Origin of the sequence: Exiguobacterium sp. s191, assembly GCF_018618955.1 — a bacterium.
In the GTDB taxonomy this organism is placed as follows: domain Bacteria; phylum Bacillota; class Bacilli; order Exiguobacteriales; family Exiguobacteriaceae; genus Exiguobacterium_A; species Exiguobacterium_A abrahamii.
Map to the genome: position 1 here is coordinate 39,806 of NZ_JACSNC010000004.1, position 17,895 is coordinate 57,700.

The window sequence follows — 17,895 nt, forward strand, 5'->3', positions numbered from 1 at the left end:
CCTTATTCAAGCAGGAAAGCGGGTCTTGTTTGTCTCTGACAGCGCAAAGATGCGCTTTTTCCTGTAGGAGTTGCGTGAAACGCGTCATTCTTTTTGTTATGAAATAAGGGTGGCAGATTATCATTCTGCCACCCTTACCTTTGTGGAAACTGACTTTTGAGTCAGCCCCCTTCTCGTGTTTTACTATATGAGCTTTTCTTAGAACGATTCTTTGCCTTCGACTTTCGTCAAAATCTCATACCCGTCCTTCAAGACGACGACCGTGTGCTCGAATTGTGAGACGAGGCTCCGGTTCGGTGTGTATAACGTCCAACCGTCCCGCTCATCTTCGATACAGAACTCATCTCCTGTTGAAATGAACGTCTCGACAGCGATGACTTGGCCTTCCTTCAACAAATCATTCTCTTCACGATTGAAGTAGTTCGAGATGGATTCTGGCTCACCATGAAGTGTCTTACCGAGACCATGTCCCGCTAAGTTACGGATGACCGTGAAACCGCTCTTACGTGTTTCGGCATAGATTGCTTTTCCGATCTGGTTGACCTTCGTTCCGGCTTTGACTTTTTCAAGTCCTTTCTCAAGCGCCGTCAATGACACTTCAACGAGTCGGACATCTTCCGGACGTTTTGCTTCTCCTGCGATGACCGTCTTCCCTGTGTCCGAGTAGTAACCGTTCTTCACAGCCGAGACATCGACATTGACGATATCACCTTCTTGAATGACATACTTCCCTGGGATACCGTGTGCTGCGATATCGTTGACACTAATACATGTCGCTCCTGGGAAATCGTACATGACGATTGGAGCAGATTCTGCTCCCTGTTCCTTCAGGATGCGTGCTCCGATGTCATCGAGTTCCTTCGTCGTAATTCCCGGTTTGACGGCATCCGCCATCTCATCGCGTGCCATGGCGACGATTCGTCCAATTTCTCGTAATGCCTCGTAATCATAATCTAACACTTTCATTTCCTCCTCATTCACTCAATCGTTCTTGATATAGATAATCTGCAGAGATATCCGCAAATAAGAACATCCCATTACTGAGCGGCATACTAAATGTCCGCGTTTGTTCACTCGAGCTGAAGTCGACGTACCGTTCGGACAAATATCCACTATGTCGTCGTTCCATCGCTACCGTCGTCCGGATGAAGTAAGGACGGAAACTCCAGTTGTACCCTTTGTAGAAGGAATACAGTTTCCACTCCCCACTCTTTTTACTGACATTTGAAGATTGTTGGAATCCATTCGCATCCGTGATATAAAACCGGATGAATTCCGGCTCCATCTTCCGGGCGAGCGTCAGCAACCATTGATCGAGATCTTGTTCCGGCTTCAAGGACTGACAATCTTCATTAAATCGAACCGTCCAGTCTTGCTCTAGCTGAAACAAGCGATTCATCTGCTCGCGATCATATTTATAAAACATCGGGACTTCATGAATCAACACTTCCATACCAGGACAGGTCATGACCCATTCAGGTGATGCTTCTCCAAGTAGATTCCCCATGTAGTAACGTCCTCCGTGCTGCCACGCATACCGAAGTTGACCGAGATGACTGATGTTCTTATACAAAAGTGGCGCTCCAAGCTGGTCGCAAAGATGCTCCATCGTCTGTAAGAGATGTGGATACGACGCTGAGACGGTCTTTTTTTCAATCATGGAGGATAAATCGACGATCAACATATCCGGTGACATCGAAAAGACACGTTCAAGACTCGTTGCTTCCGCACGGTCCAGCGCTACCTTCAGTCCAGAGTTCTGGTAATACGCGACGATCCGACCCAGACGGTCAAAATCATCGACTTGGACATCCGTCAAAGTAACGTACATCCGCTCTTTTGGAAACGACGAGTCGACCGTCCGTAAGACATGCAAGAAGTCCTCCCCACCGTTTTCAAACAGCCAAGCTGGACGGCAACGGATCAGAATAAACGCTTGTGCATCGGAGGGTACTTTTTGGAATGCTTGACGGACGACATGCCCCATGACTTCGAGTTGATACTCGATTGGAACATCGTCTTCCTGAAAAAATGGTTTTAACGGTTCACCACGAAAATGGGACTGGATTTCATACCCTTCCACCTTAAAAGGGGCAGCGCCTACGATCGGTTGAAACCACGCCTCTATCTCTTCGGGATGAACGATGACATCTAATGCATCCATTCTATTCCCCCCTTGTACTCTTGTTCTATCTTAACAAAAAAAGAGCCTCTCTGTAACGAGAGAGCCCCTGTTTTACGATAACGTCGTATCTTTCCGCAATGCGATATACAAGTACACACCGAATGTCGCCGTCAAGTAGATGATACTCAGGACACCGTATTGGATTCCGACGGCTCCCCCCTTACCGATGGCTAGCACAAGAAAGATGATACCGCCAAATAATAAGGTCGCCAACGGAATATAACGAAAATGTCCTTTTGTCGTCCGCTCACAAATCTTTTTCGTCGCGACGATCAGTGCAACGAGACAGACGAATGCTGCTACATAAATGGTATACACGAATGATTCAGCCCTCTCCCTATCGTTCATGGCTCATTTTATCATGACCGCTCAGATAAATCATAAAAAAGAACCGACTTGTCTGTGACAAATCGGTTCGAATCGTTTACTTTTCAAAACGTGGTTTACGTCCACCACGGTTACGATCGCTTTCGCTACGGTTGCTACGTCCAGCATAACCGCCTTCACGACGATCTGATGAAGAAGATGAACGACCACCTTCACGACGCTCGCCACCGCGTGGGTTGTTTCCACGGTATCCGCCACTGCGGTTGCCGCTTCCACTTCCACCTTTGTTTCCGTAAGGACGACGGTTTCCACCACCGTTGCTACCGAAACGTTTCACGCGGATTGGTTCGATTGAAGAGATTTGGACTGGTGTTGCATCCGGCTCTTTCGTCAATCCTTTAAGTGCTGCTGAAAGAAGTTCCACTGCTTCGTACTCTTCTAAGAGTTCTTGTGCAAGTGTCGTATATTCTTTTGAGTCTTTTGCTTCAACGCGTTTGATGAGTTCTTGTGCAGCAAGCTTCAAGTTGCCTTCTAAGATTTCATCAAGTGTTGGTGCATGACGACGTGACATTTTTTTGTTCGTGACACGTTCGATTGTTTTGATTTGACCGAATTCACGTGGTGTAACGAATGTGACAGCCGATCCTGTTTTACCAGCACGACCCGTACGACCGATCCGGTGAACATAGCTCTCTGGATCTTGTGGGACGTCAAAGTTGTAGACGTGTGTGACACCAGAGATGTCAAGACCACGTGCTGCAACGTCTGTCGCGACGAGGATATCAATCGTTCCTTTTTTGAAACGACGGATGACTTGGTCACGTTTTGCTTGTGTTAAGTCACCGTGTAAACCGTCAGCTGTGTATCCACGTTGGATCAAACCTTCAGTCATTTCGTCAACACGTTTTTTCGTACGACCGAAGATGATTGAGAGTTCCGGAGAATCCGTGTCGATCAAACGGCAAAGAACGTCGAATTTTTGGCTTTCTTTCAATTCGATGAATGACTGGTCGATGTTTTCAACTGTCATTTCTTTTGCTTTGACTTTGATGTGTGTCGGAGTCGTCATGAAACGATCTGCGATTTTACGAATTTGTGGTGGCATCGTTGCTGAGAATAAGAGTGTTTGACGTGTTTCAGGAAGTGCACCGAGGATTTTCTCGATGTCTTCGACGAATCCCATGTTCAACATCTCATCTGCTTCGTCAAGGATGACCGTTTGAACGTGATCGAGGTTCAACGTCTTACGGTTCATGTGGTCCATCAAACGTCCTGGTGTCGCAACGACGATTTGTGGATTTTTGCGAAGTGCGCGGATTTGACGATCGATTTGCTGACCGCCGTAAACAGGAAGTGCATGAACGCGTTTTACTTCACCGATCCGGTTCAATTCTTCTGCTACTTGGATTGCGAGCTCACGTGTTGGAGCAAGAATCAACGCTTGGATGTTGCGTGATTTTGCGTCAAGACGCTCGATTGTTGGGATACCGAATGCTGCAGTTTTACCAGTACCTGTTTGTGCTTGACCAATTAAGTCAACGCCGCTGAGTCCGACTGGAATTGTTTCTGCTTGGATTGGTGTTGCTTCTTCGAAGCCCATTTTTAGGACACCTTTGATAAGTGCCTCACTAAGATTTAATTCACGAAATGTTGTCAATGCTAAATACTCTCCTTTGTCATATGAAAAGCGTCTGCCACTAAACAGACGCTACCGTAACGAATACAATCGACTACCTATTATAACAGAATCTATCACATAAAGATAGAGTGGTTTCTCTTATAATAATGTTTAGGGAAGTCACCATCATAATCGTTGCCATAAGGGCGAGGGAAAGGCGAAGTGCCCGGACCGTGCGATGTACGTCATCGCGTGCCCCCACTAGTGATGGGGTATATTCAGTAAATGGTCGCCGGTAATCAAACCAGCCGCAACCACCAAAATGATGAATTCCTTACTATCTATTCGAAACGCAGGCTTACTCGGTCCGATTATTTCGTCAACCGAATACCCGTTTCATTTTTTTCTATTTTTTTATCTTTCAACAGGCGACCGAGCGCTCGTTTGAATGCTGCCTTACTGAGACCGAATACTTCATCGATCGTCTCGGGAGCTGTCTTATCACCATACGGCATCTGGCCATCATGTTCAAGTAGATGGTTCAGAATCAACTCCGCGTCTGTATCAATGGCTTCAAAGGCACGTGGTCGTGCTGAAAGTAATACTGTACCATCTGGTTTTACATTTGTCACTCGTAATTTCAAGACTTCTCCAAGACGCGGCCAGCGTTCCATCTCACGTTCATGTAAGAATCCGATCGATTGATCGTTGACCCAGACGTTAACGCCTGGTTCGCGTTGTGAGAAGACGAGACCTTCAACGTCCATGTTGTTCCACTCTTCTGGAGCTGGCTTCGCACGTAAGTTGAAGTATGCATAAGGTGCAGGGTCTCCGAGTAACCGAAGCTTCTGATCATGTTTCAGACGAATGAAGAGTTGATCGCCTTCTTCTGGCCAGAACATCCGGCGCTGCGGCAAATCGTCGAGTGAGACGAGAACGTCTTTTTGAATGCCGATATTCGCGAACACTCCTGTGTTATAGCGTGTTCCATTAACCGTCGTCTTGACATAGTCTTCAAATGAAGCTTCTGGAATCGTCATTGATGATGCTAGACGCCCTTCATTATCTTGATACAAGAAGACTTCTACCTCTTCATCGAGGGCTACTTTCCGTGTTTGTTCATTGTTATGCAACAACACGTCTTCATTTCCATCTGTCAGAAACACTCCAAACTCTGCTTCGCGTTCTACTTTTAATGTGACAACCTGTCCTGCGCGTAATCCCATTTCGGGTCATCTCCTCTCTGTATTTGAATCGATTCCAGTCCTTGTGAATCGTTCTGCTGTTCTTTCCCTACCATACTATACTCTTTTTTCATTCATCTCTGATATCGACACAACGATGACAGTTGTGACATATTTGTGAACGGAACACATTTGCGTGATTTTTTTGAAAAAAAGATATATGATTAAATAACAGGAAAAAGAAGGTTTAGTTTAGGTAAATATGGGGGATAAAAATGTTTCATAACATTCAATCGCGTTCGTTCGCACGACGCTTCACGAAAACATTGGTTTTTGCATTTTTTGCGTTCCTTGCTACGATTGGAATCGTCTTCGCAGAAGGATCGAACAGTACGGATATGACACCGAAGACACCAGCGCTTCAGCAAATCGATCGCCCTTAAAATCTACACCTTCCGTGTGGATTTTTTATTTTTTCCGGACATTTACAGGACGATAAAGGAAAATCACGACTTACCTCGAATTGTAATGGACATACCATTATTTTAATTTCGAGGAGGAAACGGACGTGCTCTTCTACTTATTCACGACGATTGCGGGTCTCATCACTACATATTTAAGTTTTGTTACCGGTTATTATACGAGTTCGATCGGTGTGTTCGTCTTTACGCTAGCGATTTGTCTGTCACTATCATCAATCCGCCAGCTGATACGTACGTCCTATCTGACTTACATTGAATACATCCAACACCGTCGTGTCAAAAAACAATACGAACGGATGAAAAAGCGTGAACTTTCTTATCAAGTCTCCTATCCTCAACAAGATTCCAGCACACCACTTGCATTCTCCGCGACAGACCAGCATGATAAGTAAAGAACACGATTTCATCATCTAGGAGGAACAGATTCATTATGAACGAAATCCCTTTATCAAACGGTTGGACACTTCGCTACTCCCCTGTCATCGATTTATGGTTGAAGGAAGATGGCGTACTGCTCGTAGATCACGAAGATAAGGTCCGCTTGACTCTCATTTTGGATGAGGAAACGATGGAAATCAAACAGATCGACAATACGAACGCTACGTTCTCTGTTGATCCAACGACACGTCGCCTCACCTTTGAACTAGGAGAAAGCGAAGAGGAATCTGAACCTCGTTACTGGGAATAATCACGCAGACCGGGTGCGACGCCCGGTCTTTTTTTGTACAATAACATCAGTAATGAAAAAAGGAGCTGTCACTTCACCATGATACGTACTGTCATATGGTTCATTTATTTTGGACTTGTCTTACCCTGTACCTTACCGTTTTTACCTAGTGCAAAACGTCGAACTCACCTCGCGCGCTATGCGTTCGTCCAGCGTGTAGCAAGCGCCTGGGCAAACTCTCTTCTCCGACTCGCTGGCGTTCGTGTCAACGTAACAGGTCGTGAACACATCCCAGCAAACGAACCCGTCGTTTTCATCTCGAATCACCAAGGGAACTTCGATGTTCCGATTCTACTTGGAACAATCGATAAACCGAAAGCATTCATCTCAAAAATCGAAGTGAATAAAATTCCAATCGTCAATGTTTGGATGAATCTGATGGGATGTGTCATGATCGATCGAAAAGATCGACGCCAATCGCTGAAAGCGATTCGTTCTGGTGTCGAGACGATCAAGGACGGACAATCGATGATCATCTTCCCGGAAGGAACACGCTCCAAAGGCGGTCCAATGGCGGAGTTCAAAGCGGGTAGCTTCACACTCGCGACCTCAAGTGGCGCTCGTGTCGTACCTGTCGCAATTTCAGGAAGTTATCGTGTCATGGAGGAGACGGGTAAGATTCGTCCTGCCACGGTCGACGTCACGATCTTACCGTCGATTGATCCGAGTACGATGACACAGAAAGAACTCGTCCAAACAGTCGAACAGCAAATCAAACAGATTGTAGAAGGTGTCTAATATGTTAATGAAAGCAGAAAATCTCAAAAAAGAATTCGCCGATAAAATCGTCTTCGAAGATGTGACATTCTCCGTCTCACCTGGCGACCGGATTGGCATCATCGGCGTCAATGGGACCGGTAAGTCGACACTCCTGCATATCTTGGCAGGTAAAGAGACGGCAGACGCTGGTACGATGCATCACCCGAATGATTATCGGATTCGCTTGCTATCGCAAACGACCGATTATCCGGAAGACCAAACGGTCATGGAAGTATTGTTGTCTGGTGATACACCAACAATTAACGCGTTACGTCACTATGAAACAGCGCGTCTAGCACTCGAACAAGATCCGACGAGTGAAACACTACTCAATCGCTTCATCACAGCTCAGACAGAAGTCGATGCTGCGCAAGCTTGGGACACGGAATCACGCTTAAAGATGATTTTAAACAAACTCGGCATCCTCGACTTGAACGCGCTGATCGGCTCTCTTTCCGGAGGACAACGCAAGCGTGTCGGACTCGCTGAAGCTTTACTTGATGAAGCCGATCTTCTCCTGCTCGATGAGCCGACGAACGAACTCGATGCTGAGACGATCAGTTGGCTTGAGACTCAAATCAAGGAATACCGTGGTGCGATTCTACTGATTACCCACGATCGCTATTTCTTGAATCGTGTGACGAATCATATGATGGAAATCGCGAACGGTACGGCTTATTTCTATGTCGGAAACTATGAATCGTTTCTTGAGAAACGTGCCGAACGTCGTGAACGGACGGCTTCTATGGAAGAAAAACGTCAAAACATCCTCCGTCGTGAACTCGCCTGGTTGCGCCGCGGAGCAAAGGCGCGGACGACGAAACAAAAAGCTCGGATCCAGCGCGTGGATGCTTTACAAGACCTCTCGTACGAGGAAGAAGAATCGACACTCGAAGTACAAGTCGGTTCGACCCGTCTTGGTAAAAAGGTCATCGAAGCGCATGATGTCTCGCATCGATTTGGTGAACGGACTCTTTTTGAATCGTTTAACGCTCTGATCGGACGGAAAGAACGGTATGGTATCGTCGGGCGAAACGGGAGCGGAAAATCAACACTTCTTTCAATCCTTGCGAAACGCTTAGAACCAACAACCGGTAAAATCATTCACGGCGAAACGGTGAAGATTGGCTTTTATGGGCAATTTGCCGAGTTCACGCATCCCGAACGCCGTGTCATCGATGAGGTCGAACGGATCGCAAAAGTCATCACGACACTTGCTGGTGAGGAAATCACGGCAAGTCAGATGCTCGAACAGTTTCTCTTTAAGCCAGAAGCACAATATAAACAAATCGGTAAACTATCTGGTGGAGAAAAGCGGAGATTGAAATTGTTGACGATTTTGATGGAGGAACCGAACGTCCTCTTCCTCGATGAGCCGACGAACGACTTGGATACCGAAACGTTATCCGTACTCGAAGATTATTTGGAATCATTCCCAGGCACCGTCATCACAGTCAGTCATGATCGCTACTTCCTCGACCGGGTCGTCAATCGCTTGATTGCATTTGAAGACGGGAATGTCGTCTTTTATTATGGACAATATACAGACTATCTTGAGCAAATGACAGCACCCGTTCCATCAATCGTTGTTGAAAAGACGGTTGAGGTTGCTACAGCACCAAAGATAGAGACGCCAAAGAAACTAAGTTATCAGGAACAACAAGATTGGGCAATCATTGAACAACAAATCGAAGAAAGTGAGGCAGAACTGGAGCAATTAGAAGCCGAACTTGCTTCGGCAGGAAGCGATCTTGGTAAAGTCAATGAACTGTATCAAGCCATTGAAAAAACGAAAGCGATGCTTGATGAACGGATGGAGTATTGGACGTACCTTTCTGAAAAAATCGAGGCATTTGAAAACTATCGTCAATCTAATCAATAATTTCGATAAGCGGAGTTCTTCCTTAAAGAAGAACCCCGCTTTTTTCATGAAATGGGAATTGCCTCTTATTTTCATTTTAAATCTGAAAATAAATGTGAATTCAAACTAGATATCGGGTAATGTTATAGCATATTTCATTTTCATGGAAGGCTTGCGAAAGGAGGAGTTCCGGTGAAACGGATCGTTCAAAACATCTACCCTACCGTCGCATTCTACTTAGTTGTCACGTACACCCTGCTCTGGCTATTGCCACAAGATCGCTCGTTACAACTTTCAGCGATCATTAGTCTAGTTGGTTCTTTCGTCATTTTCCTACTTAGTCAATCAAAGGCTTTCAAACAATCTTCCATTCCATATAAATGGTTATCGGTCGCCTTTTTCTCGTATTTTCTAGGCGATCTCCTCAATATGATTGGTCGTCTTTTTCAATGGAACGCTGTTAACCTGAACGTCTTACTGGATCTGCCTTACACGGTTCATTTAACGATGATGGTCATCTTCTTATTTCGGCAGTTGGATTTGACTTTGTTTCAAAAACAAAAATTATTGATTCTTGATTCTTTAACATTGTTCACTGTATCGATGATTGCTGGATACATCGCTATTTTCCGCTTTGTCCCCTCTTATACGCGGACGGTGCTCGAGCAAATCAGTTGGACCTTCTATGCCTTCTTGACGATTCTGTTGACGCTGTTCTTTTTCTTACTTTATGCTTCTGGACTAAAGCGAAACGTATCGAGATTAGGGTTCCTCTTCCTAGTATTCGGAACGTTCGTGCTCGGTATGACGAACTTTATTTTTTATACGTTGTTATTGAACGGTGAACCGCGAATAGCTGGTTTATTGCTTCCGCTATACCCACTCAGCGGACTCTTCATCCTTGCCTTCATGAATACTCGCGCTCTTCCCATCAGTCATGAACAACAAGCAACTCTTATTCGGGTCGAAACACTTACGCGTTCCTTGATGTCGTACATCTTATTATCTGTACTGATTCTCTATATTACATTCTTCCCTGTCTCCCAAACCTTCTTCTCACTTTCCGTCGGCATTACGTTTTTATTATTTTTAACACGACAGCTTTTTTCATATCAGGAAAATCTGCGGTTGTTACAGGAAACAACAGCACTGCAAACGAATCTAGAAGACATCGTCCATCAAAAGACAGCACTCTTACAGTTACGCGAAAAAGAACTAACGTCGCTTTTTCTATCTTATCCAGAAGTTGTTCTTGAAATCGATGCTACGTATCAGATTCGATCTGTCAATCCAGCTGCTGTCGAAGCTGGATGGAGCGATTTACCGCTCGGACCGAGCCAACGGCTACAACTTGATCGACTCATTCCATTGCTTCAACAAGCGCAGCTGATTTGTCCCTCTCACTTGCTACATGTACCGGCCACGGAGGAACATCCGGAAATCTTTTTGAATACGACAATCATCGATATCCCGGATCAACAACGCTATTTCGTCATCTTGGCGGATATCACGGAAGATTATCAACAGGAAGTATGGCTAGAACGTATGGGGTACCATGATTCGCTCACGCATTTGCCAAACCGGCGTTACTTCGAGGAACAACTTTATCTGACTCTGCCGACGTTAGAATACGGCTCCTTACTATTCATTGATTTAGACGGTTTCAAACAAATCAATGACACTTATGGGCATGATGTTGGTGACCTCGTGTTACAAGAGACGGCGAGCCGCCTTCAATCGATGACGACGTCAACTGATCTCGTTGCACGTCTTGGAGGAGATGAGTTCTTGATCTTCATTCAGGCATCTGCTTCGGAAACACGCCAGTTTGCCGAACACGTTCTCGAAGTTCTAAATCATCCGTTCTATATTCAGACACATACGCTTCAAGTCACACCATCAATCGGAATTTCCTTATACCCTGAAGATGGTAAAAGCTCTGAACAATTATTGATTCGAGCAGATGAAGCCATGTACCATATTAAGAAGACCGAAAAAAACAATTTTTTGTTCGCTACTCAAATTAAACGTTAGGAGGGAGTCCATGCTTAAATCGAACTATTTCATCCGTTGGTTTCCTGCCATGCTCGTCATATCTTTTGCTCTAATGATCCTTGCTACATGGACTCCTTCCATCTCTAATCGGATCGTTGAACAAGTACTACAGTATGTCTCTCTTGGATTGATTGCTTACTTTATTCTTACTGCTTATCGTAAGGAACAAACATTGGTCGTACCCAGACGAAAGTTTTGGCTGATCGCTTTAGGATCACTGGTTTTATCCTGCATCGGTTCCGTTCTTGAGACATTACATTTCTTCGATCCAGACTTTCCAGTTCCATCTATTTATAGCCTGATTTTATTTTCAATATCTCATTATGTATTCTTATACGCGATTTTTTACCGAATCATCACAAAACGGACACTCGGGCAACACGTGCTCGCTTTCGTCGATGCCGCGATCATCGTCGTTTTCGTAGCACTTGTTGCGTTTCATGTCCTCAATGAATTGACGAATCCGGGACTGCAAACTGTTCCTTATGCCATCATCGTCATTACGAATACATCACTCGGTTTATTCGTCTTCTTCTATTTCACGTTCATTCAAGAAACTCATTGGGTATCAAGGATGGCATTATTCTTATTGTTCTTATCCATTTTCATTCGCGGTATCTACGAAGTCTCAAGTGTTTATTTCCCGGACTTCTCAGCAAATTATCTATTGTTTTTCCCGATCTTGATCCGTTTGGCGCAAAGTGCAGCTATTCTATGGCATATTGATCATATCGAAGAAGGAACCACTCGAACGACGGTCATTCCCCGTTCCTGGCTCCCTCTACTGGCCGTTCCTTTATTTATTCATTACATGGTGGAACGAGAAGGCGGAAAGCTCGATATCTTCATCATTTTAGTTTTACTAATCATTCGACAAATCTTGATTGCTCGTCAGCATGGGTTGATCGTCGCACAATTACACGAACGGAATGAACAACTCGCTTCACGCATCGAGCACCGAAAACAACAAATCAAAGATAGTGAACAGCAAGTCATTCCACTCTTTCTCGGTCATCCTGACCCGATGATTCGACTCGATCAATCCGGAACGGCACTATACGCAAATTTAGCTGCCCAACGTCTGTTTCATTTACCCGACATGACGATTGAACATATTCCTCGTACGATGCGTCACTTATTAGAAACACTTGAGACAGATATCGATGAGTATGAAGATGAACAACATAGACGATATGAGATCATTGATATTCCGATTCAAATTGCCACCACCTCGATGGGACGTTTCACGATTTTACATGACGTCACTGAACGAAAGCTCCGGCAAAAACGTATCGAATACCACGCCTACCATGACGCCTTGACAAGTATCGGAAACCGTCGTTCGTTAGAGCGAGATTTTTCGAACCATCTCCTCGAGATGAATTATCTTGCGGTAGTCGATTTAGACGGTTTTAAACAAGTCAATGATACGTATGGTCATGAAGCAGGTGATTACGTATTGATCGAGGTCGCGAAACGATTGAGCGAGCATACGAATTCTTTAGAACAGGTGTATCGACTTGGTGGAGATGAGTTCGCGATCCTCTTACACGCCGATGATGAACTGTCCTTACGTCGAAAATGCAAATCCTTCTTACACTTTTTAAGACGTCCTTACGTTTATAAAGGACAATCCTTATTCGTTTCTGCAAGCATCGGTGTGACCGCGTGTCATAAGGCTGATCTTGAAACATGCTTAAAGCAAGCCGACCTTGCCATGTATCGCGTGAAACATCGGGATAAAAACGATGTCGCCCTATATCGAGCAGATTCTTGAAAAAAAACCTAGAACACATTGATCATAATCGGTCATGTGTCCTAGGTTTTTTCGATTATTCTTCTGGTCTCGGCGCAATGTTGCCTTCTTCAATATCGAGGAGTAAGTCGATCAATTCCGCACAAAACTCAGGGTACTGGCGAAGCAACGCGTCTTCTCCTACTTCATCCACGAAGTCCGTCAACAAAGCGAGGACTTCTGGTACCAGTGCGCGCGCTACTTTCATATAGGCAATCGCAAAGCGCCATTTCCCAGAAATGTAGAGCAGTTTCCCAATCAACAAATCACCTGGTTCGACTTCAATCTCAGACAAATCCGTTTGATACGTCTGTTTTGACATTAAATCAACGACACCATCCGCCTCGACTTGAAACAACGAAGGCATCGGGTCCGCTAATCCACGCAAGGCACGGTAGAGGCTAGGCGATAACTCTTCTTTGACCTGCTCAAGAAAACGACCGTGCGGCGTTTTTCCTTGATCATCCGTCTCATAGAAGATTGCCCAATCTACGAATAAGTCCCGGAACAATTCAGCATCTTTTAAATACCAACGTCCCTCCGTCGCAATCTCTTCAATGAAAGCGACCCAATCCGTACTACGCGCTGTCGCTGCTTCTTGATACATCTTCTTCAAGGCTGCATTCATTTCCGCTTCAGAAACCGTCGTCGGAAACGGAATTACTTTTCGATCGTTCTTCATTTCGATCGCCCTTTCCGGTGAGGAGTAGCCGGTCGTTTAATCGTCTGAGGTGCTGTGAATTCACGTTTTGGAATGACTTCCCCACGGTAAATTTCCATCGCTTCCATCTCGACGCCCATTTGTTTCGCAAGTGTTTTTAAGTGTTTTAAGTCTTGATCCGTAACAAGAGCAAGTACCATTCCGTTCGCGTTTCCGCGTCCCGTCCGACCTGAACGGTGTACGAAATCGTCAAGCGACTCCGGCAAATCATAATGGACGACATGCGTGACTGCTTCGATATCTAGACCACGTGCCGCAAGACCTGTCGTGACGAGTAACGGAAATTCTCCCTTTTTATAAGAACGTAACGTCTCCATCCGCTCTCGTTTGCCTTTTTCAGCGTCTAAAATCCGGTATTTCAATGAAAATTTACTCAACTCGCCATTCAATGGTCCGAGGAAGGAGCGGTTATTAATGAATGTCAGCACTTTTGATCCTTGCATGTTCGCCAGACGACGTAACAATTCCGGCTTCTGACGACGTGAAGTCTCCAAATAACCAAATGTCACTTGTGTGCTGACGGCACGCTCAACACGAATTGTCTCAGGATTATTCGCAAGCGTCCGTCCCCATTCTGCTGTCCGTTCCGGTAATGTCGCTGAGACGAATGCTAACTGACGATCGCGTAGTGCACTGTTTGCGATCCGCGTCGCCGAGTCACTCATACCACTCTCATAGATTTGATCTGCTTCGTCCAAGACGATCAATTTCACCTTATGCATCTTCAGCTTCTTCGAATCAATCAACTCAACGAGACGCCCTGGTGTTCCGACGATGATTTGTGGTTTTTTCTTCAATCGTTCATATTGTCGTTTTAATTCAACACCACCAATGAATGCACCGGATTTGATACCACTTCCTTGAGCAAACAATTGAATGACTTGATGAATTTGCATGACGAGTTCCCGTGTTGGTGCCGTGATCACGACTTGCACGTGTGGTTCTTCTACTTCAATCTTTTCTAAAGCTGGAATGACATAGGCAAGCGTCTTCCCTGTTCCTGTCGGCGCTTCCGCCAGGACATCTTTTCCTTCGCGCAACAACGGAATCGCTTGTTCTTGAACAGGCATCAACTCCGTAAAGCGTGCGCGTTCCCATGCTTCCTGTAAAAATGGTTTTGTAAAGTTCATAACGATTTCTCCTACTCTCTTAATTCCATCATGCCGTTACGTATTCGACATGATCTCCTGATGCATCACGGTATCCCCGTAATGTCTGTGTATATTCATTTCCTGCGTCGAGCAATCGAATATGGAATCGAATCTCGCTTTCACCGGCTTCTTCTTCTAAAATTTCGAATCCTTGGATGACACGATCCTGTAATTCTGCAGCGAGTGCCGGGTACTCGGCAAGACTCGCATACGTCGCTTTTACGTCAACCGGACGACGAACAAGCGCAATCCAATACGATTCATCATAGCCGATAAAGTCTTCATAATCAAAATCATCTTCAAACCGAATCCAGAATCCATCATTTTCGAATTCCGTGATCATTCCCGTTCGCGTTGAACCATCCGATCCGATTTTCAGCGAGACCCAGTCTCCTGACTGATACTCTCCTTGTTGTGTTAATGATACATACTCCATTTGGCACACCTCCACGTTCTATATTCCCTTTTTCATTGTCAACGATACGTCTTAAAAATACAAGGCACCGTAGCGTGACATTCCTCACAGTTTCAACTGTTCTAGTGAATCTTTTTCAAATCAACTCATACAGTTTCCAAAAAACCTTGAATTAGCAATCTAAAACTGTTTTTTTTAAACTATTCTCATATGAATACAGAAATAAAGAAAGCCCGTCATATCAACGTTTGTTCACTTGTTAAAACATTCACATGAACGTAAAGGGAATCACCCCTTCCTTTTGTTACACTATTCACATAAGGAACTGATGATTAGCTCAATATTAAAGGAGTGGTATCCATGTTATTAGAAAAAACGAGTGCCTGGACGAACTTTACGTCTGGTGAATGGGTAAAGACGATCGATGTCGCAGACTTCATCCGACTCAATCGCACGGAATATACAGGAGATGATCACTTTTTAGTCGGTCCGACGCAAGCAACGGAACGTCTCTGGCAACAAATTCTACAGCTGACGAATGAAGAGCGACAACGTGGTGGTGTGTATGCCGTCGATGCTAAAACACCATCAACGATCCTCTCGCATGATGCAGGGTATCTGAATCGCTCACTCGAAAAAATCGTCGGTTTACAGACAGACGAACCGTTTAAACGTTCGATTCATCCGAACGGTGGGATTCGGATGGTGAATGATGCCCTAGCTGCGTATGGCTTTGAAGCAGACGAGACCGTCACGAAAACCTTCAGCGAGTACCGGAAGACACATAACCAAGGGGTTTTCGATGCCTATACCCCTGAGATGCGCGCTGCACGTAAAGCCGGTATTATCACCGGATTACCTGATGCTTATGGTCGCGGACGGATCATCGGTGACTATCGTCGTGTTGCTTTGTACGGAACGGCACGCTTGATCGAAGAACGTAAGCAGGATTTAAAGGCACGTGGCGGGTTCTTATCTGAATCGATGATTCGCGACCGTGAAGAGATGAATGAACAGTTGCGCGCATTAACGGAATTGACCGAGCTTGGAGCTCGCTATGGTTTCGATCTCTCCCGCCCTGCAGAAACAGCACAAGAAGCATTCCAGTGGGTCTATCTTGCCTATCTTGCTGCCATCAAAGAGCAAAACGGGGCAGCCATGTCACTCGGTCGAGTCTCGACGTTCCTTGATATTTATGTCGAACGTGATCTTGCGGCTGGTCGCTTGACGGAAGAGACTGCACAAGAACTCGTCGATCATTTCGTCATGAAGCTTCGGATCGTTAAGTTCTTACGGACACCAGACTACAACGATCTGTTCTCAGGTGATCCGACGTGGGTAACGGAATCAATCGGTGGAATGAGTGAAGATGGGCGATCAAACGTCACGAAAAGTTCATTCCGCTTCTTACACACTCTCTCGACACTTGGTCCGGCACCGGAACCGAATCTAACCGTTCTCTGGTCTACTCAGCTTCCACGCGGATTCAAGGAATTCTGTGCGAAGATGTCGATCGTTTCAAGCTCGATTCAATATGAAAACGATGATTTGATGTTACCGGTTTATGGAGATGATTACGGCATCGCTTGTTGTGTCTCCGCGATGAAGATCGGGAAACAGATGCAGTTCTTCGGTGCGCGAGCAAACCTGGCAAAAGCATTACTTTATACGATCAATGGCGGAATGGACGAGAAGCTCAAAATCCAAGTTGCCCCAGCTACACCACTAATGCTCGACGAAGTACTCGATTACGAAACCGTCATGGCGGCTTATGATCGTCAACTCGATTGGCTCGCAGAACTGTACGTCAACACACTGAATGTCATCCACTACATGCATGATAAGTACAGCTACGAACGGATTGAAATGGCTTTACATGATCCAGAAATCTTACGGACGATGGCATGCGGTATCGCTGGTTTATCGGTCGTCGCTGACAGTCTATCCGCCATCCGTTACGCAACAGTTCGTCCAATCCGAGATGCGGATGGGATTGCAGTTGATTTTAAAATCGAAGGCGAGTTTCCGAAGTTCGGGAATAACGATGAACGGGTGGATCAGATGGCGGTCGATCTCGTCACACTGTTCATGGAGAAAATCCGTAAACATCCAACGTATCGCAATGCCCTTCCGACGCAGTCTGTCCTGACGATTACTTCAAACGTCGTCTATGGTAAAAAAACAGGAAATACGCCAGATGGACGCCGTGCGGGTGAACCATTCGCACCGGGTGCTAACCCGATGCATGGACGTGACACTAGAGGAGCTGTCGCCGCACTGACATCTGTCGGAAAATTACCATATGAACATGCGCTCGACGGGATTTCCTACACGTTCTCGATTGTTCCAAAAGCACTTGGTAAGGATGAGCCCACACGTATTCGCAATACGGTCGGATTACTTGACGGATATATGGGTGGTACGACTTCAAAAGGACACCATTTGAATGTCAACGTCTTTGACCGTGAGACGTTACTCGATGCCATGGAGCATCCAGAACAATATCCACAGTTAACGATTCGGGTATCCGGTTATGCCGTTAACTTCATTAAACTGACGCGTGAACAACAGATCGATGTCATCAATCGAACGTTCCACGGTTCTCTCTAAAATGA

General features: G+C 45.4%; 16 protein-coding genes. 8 read left to right on the forward strand and 8 right to left on the reverse strand.

The window, feature by feature from the left end; all coding sequences use genetic code 11:
* Window positions 1-198 precede the first annotated feature (198 nt).
* The 5 genes from map to KNQ09_RS14820 form a co-directional block, all read right to left on the reverse strand.
* The gene (gene map / locus KNQ09_RS14800; RefSeq protein ID WP_023467279.1) at window positions 199-960 is read right to left on the reverse strand and encodes a type I methionyl aminopeptidase; all 762 of its coding nucleotides are present in this window, start codon (window positions 958-960) and stop codon (window positions 199-201) included.
* A gap of 13 nt (window positions 961-973) precedes the next feature.
* Window positions 974-2,164 (reverse strand): EAL-associated domain-containing protein, encoded by a 1,191-nt coding sequence (locus KNQ09_RS14805; RefSeq protein ID WP_023467278.1) that lies wholly within the window; start codon window positions 2,162-2,164, stop codon window positions 974-976.
* Window positions 2,165-2,236: 72 nt separating this feature from the next.
* Window positions 2,237-2,503 carry a hypothetical protein gene (locus tag KNQ09_RS14810; RefSeq protein ID WP_214858902.1) on the reverse strand — a complete coding sequence of 89 codons (267 nt, stop codon included), beginning with the start codon at window positions 2,501-2,503 and terminating at the stop codon, window positions 2,237-2,239.
* 106 nt (window positions 2,504-2,609) lie between these two features.
* Window positions 2,610-4,169 carry a degradosome RNA helicase CshA gene (gene cshA / locus KNQ09_RS14815; RefSeq protein ID WP_035398788.1) on the reverse strand — a complete coding sequence of 520 codons (1,560 nt, stop codon included), beginning with the start codon at window positions 4,167-4,169 and terminating at the stop codon, window positions 2,610-2,612.
* 332 nt (window positions 4,170-4,501) lie between these two features.
* On the reverse strand, window positions 4,502-5,356 hold the full coding sequence (locus KNQ09_RS14820) for a CvfB family protein (RefSeq protein ID WP_047395140.1): 855 nt from the start codon (window positions 5,354-5,356) through the stop codon (window positions 4,502-4,504).
* Window positions 5,357-5,589: 233 nt separating this feature from the next.
* On the opposite strand from KNQ09_RS14820, the gene KNQ09_RS14825 reads away from it, so the two are divergent.
* From KNQ09_RS14825 to KNQ09_RS14855, 7 genes are all read left to right on the forward strand, one after another.
* Window positions 5,590-5,757 (forward strand): hypothetical protein, encoded by a 168-nt coding sequence (locus KNQ09_RS14825; protein ID WP_023467274.1) that lies wholly within the window; start codon window positions 5,590-5,592, stop codon window positions 5,755-5,757.
* Between the two features lie 125 nt (window positions 5,758-5,882).
* Complete coding sequence (locus KNQ09_RS14830; RefSeq protein WP_050678231.1) at window positions 5,883-6,188, forward strand: hypothetical protein; 306 nt, start codon at window positions 5,883-5,885, stop codon at window positions 6,186-6,188.
* Window positions 6,189-6,226: 38 nt separating this feature from the next.
* Window positions 6,227-6,484 (forward strand): hypothetical protein, encoded by a 258-nt coding sequence (locus tag KNQ09_RS14835; RefSeq protein ID WP_023467272.1) that lies wholly within the window; start codon window positions 6,227-6,229, stop codon window positions 6,482-6,484.
* A gap of 78 nt (window positions 6,485-6,562) precedes the next feature.
* Window positions 6,563-7,261, forward strand: coding sequence for a lysophospholipid acyltransferase family protein (locus tag KNQ09_RS14840; protein WP_029340873.1), 699 nt, complete (start codon window positions 6,563-6,565; stop codon window positions 7,259-7,261).
* A 1-nt stretch (window position 7,262) separates the two neighbouring features.
* Entirely contained in the window at window positions 7,263-9,164 is a 1,902-nt protein-coding gene (locus KNQ09_RS14845; protein ID WP_214858903.1) for an ABC-F family ATP-binding cassette domain-containing protein, read from the forward strand.
* Window positions 9,165-9,335: 171 nt separating this feature from the next.
* Window positions 9,336-11,177: a diguanylate cyclase domain-containing protein gene (locus tag KNQ09_RS17610; protein ID WP_214858904.1), complete on the forward strand. Its 1,842-nt coding sequence runs from the start codon at window positions 9,336-9,338 to the stop codon at window positions 11,175-11,177.
* Between the two features lie 10 nt (window positions 11,178-11,187).
* On the forward strand, window positions 11,188-12,975 hold the full coding sequence (locus tag KNQ09_RS14855) for a GGDEF domain-containing protein (RefSeq protein ID WP_214858905.1): 1,788 nt from the start codon (window positions 11,188-11,190) through the stop codon (window positions 12,973-12,975).
* Window positions 12,976-13,030: 55 nt separating this feature from the next.
* Here KNQ09_RS14855 and KNQ09_RS14860 read toward each other — a convergent pair whose 3' ends face one another.
* Genes KNQ09_RS14860 through KNQ09_RS14870 form a run of 3 tightly spaced genes read right to left on the reverse strand, consistent with a single transcriptional unit; the run spans window position 13,031 to window position 15,301 of the window.
* Window positions 13,031-13,675, reverse strand: coding sequence for a hypothetical protein (locus KNQ09_RS14860; protein WP_023467267.1), 645 nt, complete (start codon window positions 13,673-13,675; stop codon window positions 13,031-13,033).
* A complete protein-coding gene (locus tag KNQ09_RS14865; protein WP_023467266.1) occupies window positions 13,672-14,844 on the reverse strand; it encodes a DEAD/DEAH box helicase in 1,173 nt (390 codons plus the stop codon). The genes KNQ09_RS14860 and KNQ09_RS14865 overlap by 4 nt, the downstream gene beginning before the upstream one ends.
* A gap of 28 nt (window positions 14,845-14,872) precedes the next feature.
* A complete protein-coding gene (locus KNQ09_RS14870; protein WP_023467265.1) occupies window positions 14,873-15,301 on the reverse strand; it encodes a hypothetical protein in 429 nt (142 codons plus the stop codon).
* Between the two features lie 339 nt (window positions 15,302-15,640).
* Here KNQ09_RS14870 and pflB point away from each other — a divergent pair, with 339 nt between their 5' ends.
* Window positions 15,641-17,890, forward strand: a complete 2,250-nt coding sequence (gene pflB / locus KNQ09_RS14875; protein ID WP_214858906.1) for a formate C-acetyltransferase — start codon at window positions 15,641-15,643, stop codon at window positions 17,888-17,890.
* The last annotated feature ends 5 nt before the right edge of the window (window positions 17,891-17,895 follow it).